At 54.4% G+C, this 14,349-nt stretch carries 15 protein-coding genes; 7 read left to right on the plus strand and 8 right to left on the minus strand.

Translation table 11 applies throughout. The features are described from left to right. Positions 1–315: 315 nt before the first annotated feature. The 6 genes from BMI79_RS08825 to aaeR form a co-directional block, all read right to left on the minus strand. Positions 316–660: a SymE family type I addiction module toxin gene (locus tag BMI79_RS08825; protein ID WP_076941777.1), complete on the minus strand. Its 345-nt coding sequence runs from the start codon at positions 658–660 to the stop codon at positions 316–318. Further along, on the minus strand, positions 657–827 hold the full coding sequence (locus tag BMI79_RS08830) for a SymE family type I addiction module toxin (RefSeq protein ID WP_076941778.1): 171 nt from the start codon (positions 825–827) through the stop codon (positions 657–659). The genes BMI79_RS08825 and BMI79_RS08830 overlap by 4 nt, the downstream gene beginning before the upstream one ends. A 262-nt stretch (positions 828–1,089) precedes the next feature. Further along, a complete protein-coding gene (locus BMI79_RS08835; RefSeq protein ID WP_076941779.1) occupies positions 1,090–2,454 on the minus strand; it encodes a glycoside hydrolase family 28 protein in 1,365 nt (454 codons plus the stop codon). Positions 2,455–3,045: 591 nt separating this feature from the next. Continuing rightward, the gene (locus tag BMI79_RS08840; protein ID WP_076941780.1) at positions 3,046–4,389 is read right to left on the minus strand and encodes an APC family permease; all 1,344 of its coding nucleotides are present in this window, start codon (positions 4,387–4,389) and stop codon (positions 3,046–3,048) included. Between the two features lie 12 nt (positions 4,390–4,401). Beyond that, a complete protein-coding gene (locus BMI79_RS08845; protein WP_076941781.1) occupies positions 4,402–5,304 on the minus strand; it encodes an acetamidase/formamidase family protein in 903 nt (300 codons plus the stop codon). A 297-nt stretch (positions 5,305–5,601) separates the two neighbouring features. Then, complete coding sequence (gene aaeR, locus BMI79_RS08850; RefSeq protein WP_076941782.1) at positions 5,602–6,513, minus strand: HTH-type transcriptional activator AaeR; 912 nt, start codon at positions 6,511–6,513, stop codon at positions 5,602–5,604. Between the two features lie 306 nt (positions 6,514–6,819). Here aaeR and aaeX point away from each other — a divergent pair, with 306 nt between their 5' ends. From aaeX to BMI79_RS08875, 5 genes are all read left to right on the plus strand, one after another. Further along, positions 6,820–7,023, plus strand: coding sequence for a p-hydroxybenzoic acid efflux pump operon protein AaeX (gene aaeX / locus BMI79_RS08855; RefSeq protein WP_076941783.1), 204 nt, complete (start codon positions 6,820–6,822; stop codon positions 7,021–7,023). A gap of 28 nt (positions 7,024–7,051) precedes the next feature. Beyond that, positions 7,052–7,963: a p-hydroxybenzoic acid efflux pump subunit AaeA gene (gene aaeA / locus BMI79_RS08860; protein WP_422066823.1), complete on the plus strand. Its 912-nt coding sequence runs from the start codon at positions 7,052–7,054 to the stop codon at positions 7,961–7,963. After that, entirely contained in the window at positions 7,963–9,930 is a 1,968-nt protein-coding gene (aaeB, locus tag BMI79_RS08865; RefSeq protein WP_076941784.1) for a p-hydroxybenzoic acid efflux pump subunit AaeB, read from the plus strand. The genes aaeA and aaeB overlap by 1 nt, the downstream gene beginning before the upstream one ends. 196 nt (positions 9,931–10,126) lie before the next feature. Beyond that, entirely contained in the window at positions 10,127–10,585 is a 459-nt protein-coding gene (locus BMI79_RS08870) for a ribonuclease domain-containing protein (protein ID WP_076941785.1), read from the plus strand. Positions 10,586–10,589: 4 nt separating this feature from the next. Beyond that, entirely contained in the window at positions 10,590–10,889 is a 300-nt protein-coding gene (locus tag BMI79_RS08875; protein WP_076941786.1) for a barstar family protein, read from the plus strand. A 32-nt stretch (positions 10,890–10,921) separates the two neighbouring features. On the opposite strand, the gene yjgA is transcribed toward BMI79_RS08875, so the two are convergent. Continuing rightward, the gene (gene yjgA, locus BMI79_RS08880; protein ID WP_076941787.1) at positions 10,922–11,470 is read right to left on the minus strand and encodes a ribosome biogenesis factor YjgA; all 549 of its coding nucleotides are present in this window, start codon (positions 11,468–11,470) and stop codon (positions 10,922–10,924) included. A gap of 335 nt (positions 11,471–11,805) precedes the next feature. Here yjgA and pmbA point away from each other — a divergent pair, with 335 nt between their 5' ends. Both pmbA and cybC read left to right on the plus strand, forming a co-directional pair. Next, positions 11,806–13,146, plus strand: coding sequence for a metalloprotease PmbA (pmbA, locus tag BMI79_RS08885; protein ID WP_076942059.1), 1,341 nt, complete (start codon positions 11,806–11,808; stop codon positions 13,144–13,146). Positions 13,147–13,279: 133 nt separating this feature from the next. Beyond that, positions 13,280–13,666, plus strand: coding sequence for a cytochrome b562 (gene cybC / locus BMI79_RS08890; RefSeq protein ID WP_076941788.1), 387 nt, complete (start codon positions 13,280–13,282; stop codon positions 13,664–13,666). A gap of 62 nt (positions 13,667–13,728) precedes the next feature. On the opposite strand, the gene rnk is transcribed toward cybC, so the two are convergent. Then, complete coding sequence (gene rnk, locus BMI79_RS08895) at positions 13,729–14,139, minus strand: nucleoside diphosphate kinase regulator (protein ID WP_076941789.1); 411 nt, start codon at positions 14,137–14,139, stop codon at positions 13,729–13,731. Positions 14,140–14,349 lie beyond the last annotated feature (210 nt).

Below are 14,349 nucleotides of genomic sequence, written 5' to 3' on the forward strand. Positions count from 1 at the left end.
TTTTTCGGCTAGTTAGTCTCGTACTAATGTGTCTTGTTTTATTTTTTTTCTTTGATGCCGCTTCTGTACTGCTCGCGTCGTTGTTGGTTTATTTTAAAACGGGAGTTTTCTTGTTCAACTGGAAAGATATTTTTTCCTCATTCTTGCAGACAGGATACATAGGAGGGGGCGTCTTGGGGACGGCTATTTGGATTAAAATCAAGATACAAGAACACCAAGTTAGGAAAAAAAACAACAGATCCAATTAGCTTTACTTTTACAAAGTGGTTAACGATAGTCTTATAAATCCCGGCCAGTTGGTCGGGATTTTTGCTTCTAAGCCCTAAAAACATCCACTTCCCGCCGTTGCAACCGGAGCACACCGGGCGCAGCGGTCACTTCCAGTTGTTCCGCGCTGGCAATGCCGGACTCGGTGAGCCAGTCACCGCCGATAATCACCTCGCCGTTATCCCGTACCCAATCGGCCCCCAAATCCTGCCTATCCTGACTAGCCTCACAGAGTTGTTCCCAGGTGGCGTCGTCGGTGACGACAGTGATCCAGAGCCGGTGATGTTGGAGCGTCAGTTGCAACGGCGTGCCAGGGGTAAATCCCAATGCGACCAACGCGCTGCCTGCCAGCGCCAACTCCGGGATCGGTTGAGGGGTAAAGGTGATGTTCATACGTTCCCCTCCGTGGCGGGCGCGGTGCGAATAATCAGTTGGCCGTGTTCGGCGGTAATGCTCACCGGTTGGCCCTTCGTAAAGCCCCACTGTTCCAGCCAGCGGCCCTTGATGGTCAGTTGCGGCAGCGGGTTCGGCCTGCCGCCGTTGGTGCGGTAACCCACCACGCTTTTACGCGCTTGGGGTGTGGCGGGTTGTGACGTAGAATCTGCTCTATCCTGTCACAAGCCGGAAAGGGTATCTGTAAGCCAGAAAAAATACTTAGAGTTTGATATGCCGATTGGTATCTACATTGCTTGACCGAGCTGATAGTGATAATAAAAGCACTCTATTTTCACCGTTTTAATCGATTGAGTCCCGGCCATTTTGGCCGGGCTTTTATACACTACCGCACATGCTCCTAAAGAGCATTGCTATATTCTCTAACTATTACGCCGTCGCAGTGCTCTGATCTGAACCATTAACGGTGACGTCAATCAGCGTTGGGGCTTGTAGGCCCGCCAACTCTGGTTCTGGTGCCGATAGCTGCGGTGTGCCCGCTTTTCCAGATTGCACGCCCAGGTTGTAAACCACTGCGGCAACGCCTGCGGGATCGCGCGCCGTGGTGCCGAAGCTGGAATGGCGCACATTGATATCTTTAATAATGCAGTTCTCTCCTGGCGCACTGCTTGCCGCGGCCAAGTCGGGGGCATAGATATTGATAAATATCGGTGCGTTGGAAGGCCCACATTGGAAGCCGCTGACAAAGATATCGCGCATCTCATAGTTGCGCGTTCCTCCGCTATTCTGCTGAGGGCTGGCGTAACCGTTATAGTTGCCGTCCAGCAGGAGCGCACCATAGAGGTTATTGGCGGTTGACGTCCCTGCGGGTACGTTGATATTACGCATGTAGATATTGCGGATATAGCCGCCAATCCCACTGTTACTTTTCAAGCGTAGGGCAGCATATAAATTGGTACTGCTCATGGTGATATTCTGCGCATAAACGTTATAGACGCCGCCAGAAATTTCACTGCCTAAGGTTACGCCGCCATGCCCTTCGGCCATTTTACAGTTCTGGATCACGATGTTGTAAGAGGGGCGTGGGCCGCCGGTGCCGTCAGGAGAGAAGTTGAAGCCATCTCCGCCGCGGCCAGACTTGATGGCAATACAGTCGTCACCGGTGTTAAAGGTACAGCCGTCGATCAGCACGCCTGAGCAACATACGGGATCGCAACCGTCGTTGTTGGTGCCAAGGCTTTCAACGGTCACACCACGCACCGTCACATCGGTGCACAGTACCGGAGCCACGATCCACATCGGCGATCGGGTAAAGGTGACGCCCTCGATCAGAACCGCCTTGCATCCCCAGAATCCAACAAAGTTTGGCCGCAAAAAGCTCATCTTGCCGGTATTGGCATTGGGGCCGAATGCGGGTGTATAGCCCAATACCCGCTCGCTCCAAGGCAGGTAGCTTTGCTCGTCAGCACTGTTTTTCAGTGCGTCACTTTCGGCTGCCTGATTACCGGAGATGATTGGATTGGCGCTGCCGGGATCGTTGCCATAGGTAGTAGAACCTTTCCACGGCCACCACGCTGTTTTACTAGCCTGCCCGTCAAATGTCCCTAATCCGGTGACCGCAATATTGTTAGCCTGGTAGGCATACAAAAAAGGTGAGTAGTTATAACAGGGATTGGCCTCAAAGTGTGTCAGCACGGTGGGATAGAACGCTGGGTCGGTACCAAACAGCACAACAGTATCGGCACTCTCAAGATACAGGTTAACGTTGGAAAGCAGTGTGATCGGGCCATTCACCAGCCAGGTCCCGGACGGTACGACGACGCGGCCGCCACCGGCATCATGACAGGCCTGAATAGCGGCGGTAAAAGCACTTAAGCAATCATCGGTACCCCCAGACTGTGCACCGTAATGGGTGATTGAAAAGTCCTGTGTGGGGAAAACGGGCTGGCGAATATCCTTAATAATCTTTTGTACGGCGGCATCATCCCAATAAGGATCGGCAGGGACAGGAGGCTTATTATCTTTGCCGTGCGTTATAGATGTACCGCTCCAATCATTACAGGCTGAAAGTATAAACGATGATAATACGGTGGATAATACAAAGGTCCTACGCTTAATGAAAACTCCCGTTGATAAAAAAATTTATCCTTCATGGATTTCAAGATGTAGCAACACATTGAGGTGAGTACAATCAATGCATCTGTAACGCTAATTACTTGTGACATAATTAGACGTATTCTCAGCCCTGGTAATGCTAAAGAAATATATCAAATGGATTAATCATCTATCGTTATTATTTTGACGAGCAAACTTAATGGTTAAAAATAATGACCTTCAGCGTGATAAATGTGCCCTGACATTCACCAGGGCACATAATGCTATTTCTTAGCCTTCTAATTCCAGTACGGGTTTACGCTTCAGAATAACGCGTAACACGAAATAGTACACAATACCCACTGCCAGCCAACTCAGGCCGAGGACTTTGGCTTCAATATCCATTTCGTACAGCACGAAGCCGATAATCGCCAGGCCAACCAGCGGGAAAAGCAGGTGCTTCACCCAGGCGGTGGATTTCTGGCGGATGATGTAGTGGTTAATCACCGACAGGTGCAGGATCAAAAAGCCCATCAGTGCGCCGAAGTTCACCAGGCGGCTCAGGTTGTCGATGCTGCCGTTGAAGTACAGCCCCGAACCGAGGGAGATCACCGCTACCAGCAGAGTGCTGACGTAAGGGGTTTTGAAACGGGGATGCACCTTCGCCAGGATTTTCGGCAACTGGCGATCGCGCCCCATGGCAAACAGAATGCGCGAAATCGCCGCCTGGGCTACCAGGGCGTTGGCGATCCCCCAAGAGAGCGCGGTGGCCCAGATGGTGGCCTGCTTCAGCCAGGTGCCACCGGCCAGGTTGGCGGTGTCATAAAACGCGGTATCCAGGTTATTGAAGTTGTGGCCGGCGGCCAGATCGGCGGCGATCCAGGTTTGCAGAATAAACAGCGATCCTACCAGCAGCAAAGCAAACAGCGAGGCTTTACCCACCGCATCGGCGCCGCCTTTGCTTTCTTCAGAGAGCGTCGAAATACCGTCAAAGCCCAGGAATGACAGCACAGCGATCGACACAGCCCCCATTACCAGCGGCAGGCTGAATTTTTCGGCGTTGTAGAGCGGGTTCAGCGTCAGCCCTCCCGCGCCTTCACCGCCATAAAGGGCGATCAGCCCCATCACCACGAAAATGGTCAGGATCACGATCTCCGCCACCAGAATGTAGCGGTTGGCTTTGGCGGTAAACTGAATGCCGATCAGGTTGATCACGCTGTTAATGGCGATAAACGTCACGATCCACACCCAGGCAGGCACGCCCGGCAGAATCGGGCCAAGGGCTGCGGCGCTGACGATATACAGCAGCGAAGGCACCAGAATGTAATCCAGCAGGATCAGCCAACCGGCGAAGAAGCCGACGGTTTCATGGATACCGCGTTGCGCGTAGGCATACACCGAACCGGAAACCGGGAATGCACGCGACATCGACCAGTAGCTCATGGCGGTGAAAAACATTGCCACCATACCGATCAGGTAAGCCAAGGCGACCATGCCTTGCGAACCTTCCCAGACGTAGCCGAAAACGCCAAACGGCGCGATCGGCACCATGAAGATCATGCCGTAAATCACCAGATCTTTTAGCGTAAGGGTGCGATGCAGCTCCTGCTTATAGCCAAATTGTTCAACAGACATTGCTTTGGCTCCTTAATCCAACTGAATATTTAACTGCGCGGCAACGCTGCGTGGCAGGGCAAAGCGGCAGGTTTTCAGCGGATCAACCACCTGGCAGATCTGCAGATCGCCGGTGATGCTCATCAGATTGATGGCGTCTGCCAATGTGACTGTGCTGTTATTGGCAACAAAATGCGCCATATTGCGGGTCGCCAGTTGGGCAGCCTCATCAAGCGTCTTGGCGGAAGCCAGCGTGTACAGCGCTTCTTTGGTGCTCATCATCGGCGTAGGCAGCGGGCGGTTTTTCACCACGGTCAGATTGACCACCACTTCACCGGGGATCTCCAAGCCGCATACCGAAACTTCGCCATCGCCCATGGCGGCATGCAGATCGCCGAGCGCAAACAGCGCGCCTTCCACGTTGACCGGCAGCCACAGGGTGCAGCCTTCGGTGATGATCTTGCAGTCCATGTTGCCGCCGTGTGCATCCGGTGTGCCACATGGCACGGCTTCACCGGCGGGTGCCACGCCAATCACGCCAATCATCGGTTTGAGCGGCCAACGCACGCCGCCTGGCAGCAGGGCAAAACCCTCTTCCAGCGGCACGGTGCTGATCTGCGGCTGTTGCAGTTCATCGCCAATCACGCCCAAGCCCGGTGCTGTGACCATCACCGCTTGGTGGCTGCGCGGAGTGATGCGTTTGATCTCTACCCGCAGTACGTCGCCTGGCTGTGCGTCCTGCACATAGACCGGCCCGGTAGCCGGGTTGATGCGGTTCCAATCCAATTCGGTAAACGCGGCGTGTTCAGAAGCGATCTGATCTTCGAAACAGTCACAGGTTTCAAAGCAGACGTCGCTGCCGCTGGCAATTTTTGCCACAGGGGAGTTATCACGCGACATGGCATAAACCACGTGCGTGCGGGGGATTCTTTCCATGGTGATTCCTGTAAAGTTGTCCTGAGTTTTTCTTATGAGGGGTGAATTTCAATCTGCCAGAGACAGCATCAATTACCTTGCCTGAATTAATTAATCACACCCGCCGGGGCGGTGGCAAGTGCAGCAAAATCCGGCTTGGCGAACGTTTGGCGGAATGTTCTTCACCGGCCAATTACCGTGGTTTTTTGCGTTACTGAAAAGGGATAATTGCCAGATAACCGCTTTGCCGCGAATCTGATTACCAGCAGGTAAAATATTAGGTAACACGTGTTGTCTATTAGCGCCTGCGGCGCTTAATCAGCGGTAACCCTGATAGACGGCCGCCACGCGTTTAAAGTATTCAGTCAGGTAATTAATGCACACCTGTACCTTCAGCGGCAGCTTGTCCTTTTCGGTGTACAGGGCGTATACCGGTCGGGGCTCTGAGTGATAGCGCTTGAACAGGATTTCGATCTCGCCGCGTTTGATTTCTTCGATCACCCACATCAGTGGAACATAGGCGATCCCGGCCCCGGCGTTCAGCCAGCGGATCATGGTTTGCGAATCATTGGTCACGAAGCGCCCCTGCGGGGAAATGCGCGTGCTGATGCCTTCCGGGGCCATCAGTTCGAATTCGCTGTCTGGCCGCACGCTGTATTCTAACCAGGAAAAATTCGCCATATCGCTCGGTTTTTGCGGCGTGCCGTGTTGGCTGAGGTAGCTTTTGGCGGCGCAAACCACCATCGGCATGGAGCCCAGGCGCTTGGAGAACAGGCTGGAGTCCTGCAACGCCCCGGTGCGGATCACCAGATCCAATCCGTCGGCAATCAGATCGGGAGCCGGAATACCGGTGACCAGATTCACCGTCAAGCCAGGGTATTCCTGCAGCATTTCAGCGGTCATGGTGGCCAGCACGTTCTGCGACATGGTGGAAGAGCTGCCGATACGCAGAGTGCCGGTTGGGGTATTGTTCAGTGCATAAAGCTGTTCATGCACTTCGGTAACCTCCTGCAGCATCCGGCGGCAGCCCTGATAGTAGATTTTGCCCGCTTCGGTCAGGCCGATACTGCGCGTGCTGCGGTTGAGCAATTTTACCTGCAGTTCATTTTCCAGCTTGGACACGGTTTGGCTGATGGATGAAACGCTCATACCGAGCTGGCGCGCTGCCGCAGTAAATGACCCACATTCAATAACTTTGGCGAACACCGACATCCGTTTGAGTCTTTCCATTGTTCACTCTGGCTTAAAAGTGATTTAGATCACATATTATAGATGAGTATATCCTAAGCAGGCTAATATAACCGCGTCGGGTGTATCCTTCTGAGCGCTTGAGCATGGCCGGCACTATCGCGGCTTACCGCCGTCGGCCATGCATTCCCTTTCATGAGTCTATGTTCGTAGTCTAACCCTTTTTCAGGTTCGCGGCCTGGCCACTGTCTAGGTGCGGCGTTTGGCGTCCTTCGGCCAAAATGTAAAGAGAATGTGAAATCAGCAGGGTGCGATTCCCCGGTGCAGTAAACATTTAAGGATAAAGTAATGAGTTTGCTTCCGGTTATGGTCATTTTTGGACTGTCGTTCCCGCCGGTATTTTTTGAACTGTTGGCGTCGTTGGTGCTGTTTTTTGTCGTGCGCCGCCTGCTGCAACCGACCGGGATTTACGATTTTGTCTGGCATCCAGCGTTGTTCAACACTGCGTTGTATTGCTGCTTGTTTTATCTGGTTTCATGTCTTTTTGTTTGAGGTAGCTGTGAAAACTTTTTCAATACAAATGACCCGAATTGCGATCACCCTGATTCTGGTCGTGCTGGCCGCTATCGCCGTGTTTAAGTCATGGTCGTTTTATACCGAATCCCCCTGGACGCGTGATGCCAAGTTCAGCGCCGATGTGGTGGCGATCGCGCCAGACGTGAGCGGCCTGCTGACCGAGATACCGGTCACGGATAACCAACTGGTGAAAAAGGGCCAGATCCTGTTTGTGATCGATCAGCCTCGCTACCAGCAGGCATTGGCGCAAGCCAATGCTGACGTGGCCTATTATCAGGCGCTGGCTGAAGAGAAAAAACGTGAGGCGGGCCGCCGCGTGCGCTTGGGCATTCAGGCGATGTCGCAGGAAGAGATCGACCAGTCGAGCAACTCATTGCAAACCGTGCAGCATCAGTTGGCCAAGGCGATTGCCGCTCGCGATCTGGCGCAGTTGGATCTCGATCGCACCACGGTGCGGGCACCTGCCGACGGTTGGGTGACCAACCTGAACGTGCACGCCGGGGAGTTTATCACCCGTGGTTCCACCGCCGTGGCGCTGGTGAAGAAAAATACCTTCTATATTCTGGCCTACCTGGAAGAAACCAAGCTGAATGGTCTGAAGCAGGGCGATCGGGTGGAGATCACTCCGTTGGGCAGCAACCGCATCATGCATGGCACCGTCGACAGCCTGGCGGCAGCGGTGAATAACAGCAGCAGCACCGTGAACAGCAAAGGGCTGGCGGCGATCGACAGTAACCTGGAGTGGGTGCGCTTGGCGCAGCGCGTGCCGGTGAAAATCCTGCTGGATGAGAAAGATCAGCAGCACCCCTACCCGGCAGGAACCACCGCCACCGTGGTGATTACCGGTAAGAACGACGGCAACGATAACGGTTCACCCTTTACCCGCCTGATGCACCGGCTGCGTGAGTTTGGCTGATGAATAGCTCAACGTTTGTTCGCCTGAGGTTTGCCTGCAAACTCAGCTTCGCGATCGTTTTCGCGCTGTTTGTCGGTTTTCACCTCAATCTGGAAACGCCGCGCTGGTCGGTGCTGACGGCGGCGATCGTCGTGGCTGGCCCCGCCTTTGCCGCAGGGGGCGAGCCCTTTTCTGGTGCCATCCGCTATCGCGGTTGGTTGCGTATTATTGGCACCTTTGTCGGCTGTTTTGTCGGCCTGGTGATTATCGTCACCTGCGCGCGCGCGCCGGTGGTGATGCTGATGCTGTGCTGTGTCTGGCTCGGGGTGTGTACCTGGATCTCGTCGCTGGTTAAAGTTGAGAACTCCTATGCCTGGGGGTTGGCGGGCTATACGGCGCTGATTATTATCGTCACCTCGGCCAGCAGCACCTCTGCGCTGATGCAGGCACCGCAGTTTGCCCTTGAGCGCTGTAGCGAGATTGTGCTCGGTATTCTCAGCGCGGTGTTGGCCGATCTGCTGTTTTCGCCGCGTTCGATCAAACAGGATATCGACCGTGTTGTGGATCAACTGCTGGTGGGGCAATACCGGCTGATGCAGATGTGCATCAGCAATGCAGAGAAAGAGGATATCGATCGTTCCTGGAGCGATCTGGTAAAAAGCACCACCGCCTTGAACGGTATGCGCAGCAACCTGATGTTGGAGTCTTCGCGTTGGCAGCGGGTAAACCGCCGGGTGCGCGTACTGCACACCCTTTCGCTGACGCTGATTACTCAGGCCTGTGAAACCTATCTGATCCTGCTGAATTACCCCAATGCAGTGAAGGAAAACATTCGCCAACTGTTGCTGGTACCCGCTGAAACCCCGCAGGAAGTGCATAAACAGCTGAAATTGGTGCGTCAGGTGTTGGCCACTAACCGCACCGATGAAACGCTGCTCACCGTCAGCACTTGGGTCGGTACGGCGACGCGCTACCTGCTGGTGGCGAAAGGCGTGCACACCAACAGTGGCATCAGCGCCGTTGAAAACGAGATATTGGCCAGTGAAGTTGAGGTGAAAACGGCTTCGGCGGAAGGTCATCATGCGTTGATTAACGGCCTGCGTTCTTGGGCGGCCACGTCTATCGGCTGTTTGTTCTGGTTGTGGACCGGTTGGACCTCCGGCAGCGGCTGCATGATGATGATCGCCATTGTGACCGCCTTGGCGATGCGTACGCCGAACCCGAAAATGATGGCGTTTGATTTCCTGTTGGGGGTGTTGATCGCCTTTCCGATGGGGGCGCTGTTCTACATGTTTATCTTGCCGCAAACCCAGCAGAGCATGTTTCTGCTGTGCCTGAGCCTGGGAACGCTGGCGTTTTTTATCGGCATCGAAGTGCAGAAGCGCCGCCTGGGTTCGCTGGGCACGCTGGCGAGCACCATCAATATTATTGTGTTGAGCAACCCGATGCATTTCTCAGTGACGACGTTTATCGACAGCGCGATCGGCCAGATCATCGGCTGCTTTGTCGCGATGATTGTGCTGTTCCTGGTCCGCGATACCTCGCGGGAACGCACCGGCCGCACGCTGATGAATCAACTGGTCAGCAGCGCCGTTTCGGCGTTAACCACTCAAGCGGCGCGGCGGCGTGAAAACCACCTGCCAGCGCTCTATCAGCGTTTGAACCAACTGCTGATGATGTTCCCGAACGACATCGCCAAATATCGGTTGGGGCTCAACCTGATTATCGCTCACCAGCGTATGCAGATGACCGAGATCCCGGCCAAGGAAGAGCTGTCGGTGTTCCACAAACAGATCCGCAATACCGCCGATCATGTGGTTTCCGCCAAGAGCGGCGGAAAACGGGCTTACTACTACGATCGGCTGCTGAAAGAGATGAATGAATACCAGCAGAAACTGGTGGATAACAGCGCGCCGCTCAGCGTGACCGCGCCGGTCAAACGCTTGGCGGACATGCTGCATCGCTATCGCCACGCGTTGATCGATTGAGCCGTTGTACGCTGAAAATATGCGGGTGTTCCGCGTGTCAGCGGGGCTGGAAAGTGGCATGATTGATAGCTAGAGCGCAGACTCTGCGCGGGATGAAGGTCAGCAGATGAAACGGTTACATTTCAGTCATCTCTGATTCATTATTTTTTGCTATAAGTTTAGCCATAATGAGGCATTCACCTCATTCAGGGAAAATATGAATAAACGTACCCTTGTGGCGATGCTGATCGCCATTGTGGTGGCCGCTTTCAGCGCACTGCGCGGCAATAATAGCGAACGGGCGATCGCCCCTGTATCTGCCGCCAGCGCTGCGGCTGAAAGTATCGACAAGCTGACGGAGCCGAAACGCGTGGCCCGCTATCTGCAGCAGCATCAACGGTTGCCGGATTATTACCTTACCAAAAAACAGGCGCGTGAGCAGGGCTGGGATGCGGGTGACGGCAACCTGTGCAGGGTATTGCCGGGCAAGGCGATTGGCGGCGATCGTTTCTCTAACCGTGAAGGGCGTTTACCGGTGGCCAACAACCGGGTATGGCGCGAGGCAGACGTTAATTACCAGTGCGGCCGACGCGGGGCCGATCGCCTGTTGTATTCCAGCGACGGTCTGATTTTTATCACGCGTGACCATTATAAAAACTTTATGCGGATGGAGTGAATTGATGGGGAAAATAGAGTTCGATTTTAACCAGATACCCGATCTACCCGCGTTTTATCAGCAATTTGCCGACAAGTTCGCGCTGGGTGAGGGATTTGGTGCCAATCTGGACGCGCTGTGGGATGTGGTGACCGTCGACATCAGCCTGCCGGTTGAGATTGAATTTGCCAATCTCAACGCCCGCCGTAAACGCCGTTTTGGTGCCATTATTCTGCTGTTTGAAGAGGCGGAAGAAGAGCTGGAAGGTAACCTGCGGTTCAATATCCGTGAAGCAGGGGGGGCAGCGGTGCATCACCGGGGATGAACAGGGTTCATCCCCGGTGATGCTGCTGACGATCACTGTTGCGCCTCGGCCAGATCGCGCAGGTACTGGAAGATTTGGCGGAACGATTTCGGCGGCTTGTTAGCGGCCTTCTCTTTTTGCGCGTTACGCACCAGCGCGCGCAGCTGTTGGCGATCGGCCTCTGGATACAGATCCAGCACCGAGGGGATCGCATCATCACCTTCTTCCACCAGGCGATCGCGCAGCGCTTCCAGCTTGTGGAACAGTGAAACCTGCTGGTTATGGCGGTTCTTCAGCTTATCCAGCGCGGTCTGAATCGGCTCGACATCACGGGCGCGCAGCAGTTTGCCGATCAGTTGGATCTGGCGGCGGCGGCCTTCTTTTTTGATCTTCTGCGCCAGCTCAATGGCGGCACGCAGGTCTTCATCCAGCGGAATGCGTTCCAGCGCATTTTTACCCAGTTCGACCAACTCGGTCCCCAAGTCTTTCAGCGCTTCAGCATCACGCTTAATTTCACTTTTACTGACCCAGATAATCTCGTCATCGTCCTCATTTTCGTTCTCAGGGACATCGTCGAGCCAGTCTTCAGGCTGTTTGTTCATGGTAGGCTCCGTTAAAAAGAGGCTAATCCTAACAGGTTGCTGACATTATGCGAAATTCAACACAGTTCCTGTTAGACTCAAAAATAGATTAGGCGGTGTTCTGCGTTGCTGCTGCTGGTTTTTCGCAAGCACTGCTTGAAATTATTTTGGCGCGTTATAGCGCGCAAAACCACGCCGATGCGGTAATGCCGGTATGTTAAGGCTAGCCAGTTCCCTCTCCCACAGGGAGAGGGGGCGCCGCTGTTAGCATTGCGCCGATGATGCTGCTTAACGGACGGGCATTGCGCCGATACGGCACTTTTCTCAGCGATTTTCTGATTAATTATGGCAGATTGATGAAAGTAGTCACTCAAGTTGCAGAACAGCGCAAAGCGCTGGAACAAGCCGTTTCACAGGCTTTAGAACTGGCGCGTGCCGGTTCCGATGCGGCAGAAGTTGCCGTGACCAAAACCACCGGTATCAGCGTCAGTACGCGCTTTGGTGAGGTGGAAAACGTTGAGTTCAACAGCGACGGCGCGTTGGGTATCACCGTTTATTACCACCAGCGTAAAGGCAGTGCCTCTTCGACCGATCTCAGCCCGGATGCCATTTCCCGCACCGTGCAGGCGGCGCTGGATATTGCCCGCTATACCTCGCCAGATCCTCACGCGGGCCCGGCGGAAAAAGATCTGCTGGCGTTTGAGGCACCGGATCTCGATCTGTTCCACCCGACCGAACTGGATGCCGAGCGCGGGATCGAGCTGGCGGCGCGCGCCGAGCAGGTTGCGCTGGCGGCGGATAGGCGCATCACCAATACCGAAGGCGGCAGTTTCAACAGCCATTACGGCATTAAGGTATTCGGCAACAGCCACGGCATGCTGCAAAGCTATTGCTCCAGCCGTCATTCGCTTTCCAGCTGCGTCATTGCCGAGCACAACGGCGATATGGAGCGGGATTACGCCTATACCATCGGCCGTGCTATGGGCGATCTGGCAAGCCCCGAGTGGGTTGGCCAGGAGTGTGCTCGCCGTGCGCTGGCGCGCCTTTCGCCGCGCAAACTGGCCACCATGAAAGCACCGATCTTATTCGCTTCTGAAGTGGCAACCGGGCTGTTTGGCCATCTGGTTGGTGCCATCAGCGGCAGCAGCGTTTACCGCAAATCGACCTTCCTGCTGGATTCATTGGGCAAACAGATCCTGCCGGAATGGATGACCATTGAAGAACATCCGCATCTGCTGAAAGGGCTGGCTTCCACGCCGTTTGACAGTGAAGGGGTACGTACCGAGCGCCGCGATATTGTCAAAGACGGCGTGCTGCAAACCTGGTTGCTGACCAGCTACGCGGCGCGCAAGTTGGGCATGCGCAGCACCGGGCATGCGGGAGGCATCCACAACTGGCGCATTGCCGGGCAGGGTAACGATTTTGCCGCGATGCTCAAGCAGCTCGGGACCGGCCTGGTCGTGACCGAACTGATGGGACAGGGGGTTAGCGGCATTACCGGTGACTACTCGCGCGGTGCCTCCGGTTTCTGGGTGGAAAATGGCGAGATCCAGTATCCAGTCAGTGAGATCACCATTGCCGGTAACCTGAAAGATATGCTGCGTAATATTGTCAGTATTGGCAGCGATATCGAAACCCGCAGTAACATCCAATGCGGTTCTATTCTGCTGCCAGAAATGAAGATTGCCGGTCAGTAATCAAGCCTTTTCGGCCGGCGTTCTGTCGGCCGAGTCCCCTTTTTAGCCTCTCTTACAAATATAGGGTTTCGAATTTATCGTTCTCTGCCTATGTTATCTGTGGGTTGAATAAAACAATAACTGGAAGGTGAGTATGAAAAAAGCATTGAAAGCATTAGTAGCATTGACGCTGTTGGGTGCGAGTTCGGCGTTGATGGCGTCCGATCTGGAAACAGATATGGACACCATCGCCAGTAATTATAAAACCGTATTGAAAACCGATTCTGTTGAGACGTTGAAGCTGAGCTTGGAGAACATGCGCGCAGCTGCGGTCAGCGCCGAGAAAGGCACGCCATCTAAGCTGAAAGGTAAGGCGCATGACAGCGCTGAAATGAAGGATTTCCGCCAGGGGATGACCACGTTAATCGGGCAGATCGATCAGTCACTGGCATTGGCGAATCAGGGTAAACTTGAAGAGGCGCGCAAAGTTGCGCAGGAGTTCAAGCAAACCCGTGATACCAATCATAAGAAGTTCCGCTAAAGCCAGCAGCGGGCGGCGTTTCTGCCGCCCGTCTATGCCGGTGCTTTCTGTCACTGCGCTTCTCAGCGGTGATATTCACCCGCCGCTTCCGGCTGATACAGCAGTTCCAGCACTTCGATCCGTGCCTCTTCGCCGTTTGGCAGCTTCCAGGTAATTTGTTTACCCACGTACATACCCAGCAAGGCTGCGCCCAGCGGTGCCATCACGGAAAGCTGTTCGTTGCTGTCTTTGAGCGACGCCGGGTATACCAGCGTGCGTATGTGTTCTTCTGCGGTATGCAGATCGCGGAAACGCACGCGGCTGTTCATGGTAACGACATTGGCTGGGATCTGCGATGGTGGCACGATATCTGCGCGATCCAGTTCGGCATTCAGCGCGGCTGCGACGTCAGTGTTGGCAAAGGCAGGCTGTGCCAGCAGGGCATCCAGGCGTTCCGCATCCAGCTCATTAATGGTAATGGTTGGTTTGGTCATTCCACTCTCCAGTCAAATCAAAAGGCACCCTTTCTGCGCCTGTAAATTCGGAAAAACAACACAAAGCAACACCCCCGCGCCTTTGGGTGCGGGGGTGTAAGAAATAGCAATTTGTCCTACTTAAGATAGTAGGCGGTTAGGCACGGAAAAGGAAGAGATCCCGATCACGAAGTTTTTTGCTGGTTTTTTGCCCACTGTAAAGTGGCCATT

Origin of the sequence: Serratia oryzae, from assembly GCF_001976145.1 — a bacterium.
In the GTDB taxonomy this organism is placed as follows: domain Bacteria; phylum Pseudomonadota; class Gammaproteobacteria; order Enterobacterales; family Enterobacteriaceae; genus Chania; species Chania oryzae.

What these genes read in the sequence shown, in the direction of transcription:
- rnk (WP_076941789.1), bottom strand. Translation starts at nt 14,139, where the DNA reads ATGACCAAACCAACCATTACCATTAATGAGCTGGATGCGGAACGCCTG.
- BMI79_RS08845 (WP_076941781.1), bottom strand. Translation starts at nt 5,304, where the DNA reads ATGGAAAGAATCCCCCGCACGCACGTGGTTTATGCCATGTCGCGTGAT.
- aaeR (WP_076941782.1), bottom strand. Translation starts at nt 6,513, where the DNA reads ATGGAAAGACTCAAACGGATGTCGGTGTTCGCCAAAGTTATTGAATGT.
- aaeB (WP_076941784.1), top strand. Translation starts at nt 7,963, where the DNA reads ATGAATAGCTCAACGTTTGTTCGCCTGAGGTTTGCCTGCAAACTCAGC.
- aaeA (WP_422066823.1), top strand. Translation starts at nt 7,052, where the DNA reads ATGACCCGAATTGCGATCACCCTGATTCTGGTCGTGCTGGCCGCTATC.
- aaeX (WP_076941783.1), top strand. Translation starts at nt 6,820, where the DNA reads ATGAGTTTGCTTCCGGTTATGGTCATTTTTGGACTGTCGTTCCCGCCG.
- cybC (WP_076941788.1), top strand. Translation starts at nt 13,280, where the DNA reads ATGAAAAAAGCATTGAAAGCATTAGTAGCATTGACGCTGTTGGGTGCG.
- BMI79_RS08875 (WP_076941786.1), top strand. Translation starts at nt 10,590, where the DNA reads ATGGGGAAAATAGAGTTCGATTTTAACCAGATACCCGATCTACCCGCG.
- BMI79_RS08840 (WP_076941780.1), bottom strand. Translation starts at nt 4,389, where the DNA reads ATGTCTGTTGAACAATTTGGCTATAAGCAGGAGCTGCATCGCACCCTT.
- BMI79_RS08870 (WP_076941785.1), top strand. Translation starts at nt 10,127, where the DNA reads ATGAATAAACGTACCCTTGTGGCGATGCTGATCGCCATTGTGGTGGCC.
- yjgA (WP_076941787.1), bottom strand. Translation starts at nt 11,470, where the DNA reads ATGAACAAACAGCCTGAAGACTGGCTCGACGATGTCCCTGAGAACGAA.
- BMI79_RS08825 (WP_076941777.1), bottom strand. Translation starts at nt 660, where the DNA reads ATGAACATCACCTTTACCCCTCAACCGATCCCGGAGTTGGCGCTGGCA.
- pmbA (WP_076942059.1), top strand. Translation starts at nt 11,806, where the DNA reads ATGAAAGTAGTCACTCAAGTTGCAGAACAGCGCAAAGCGCTGGAACAA.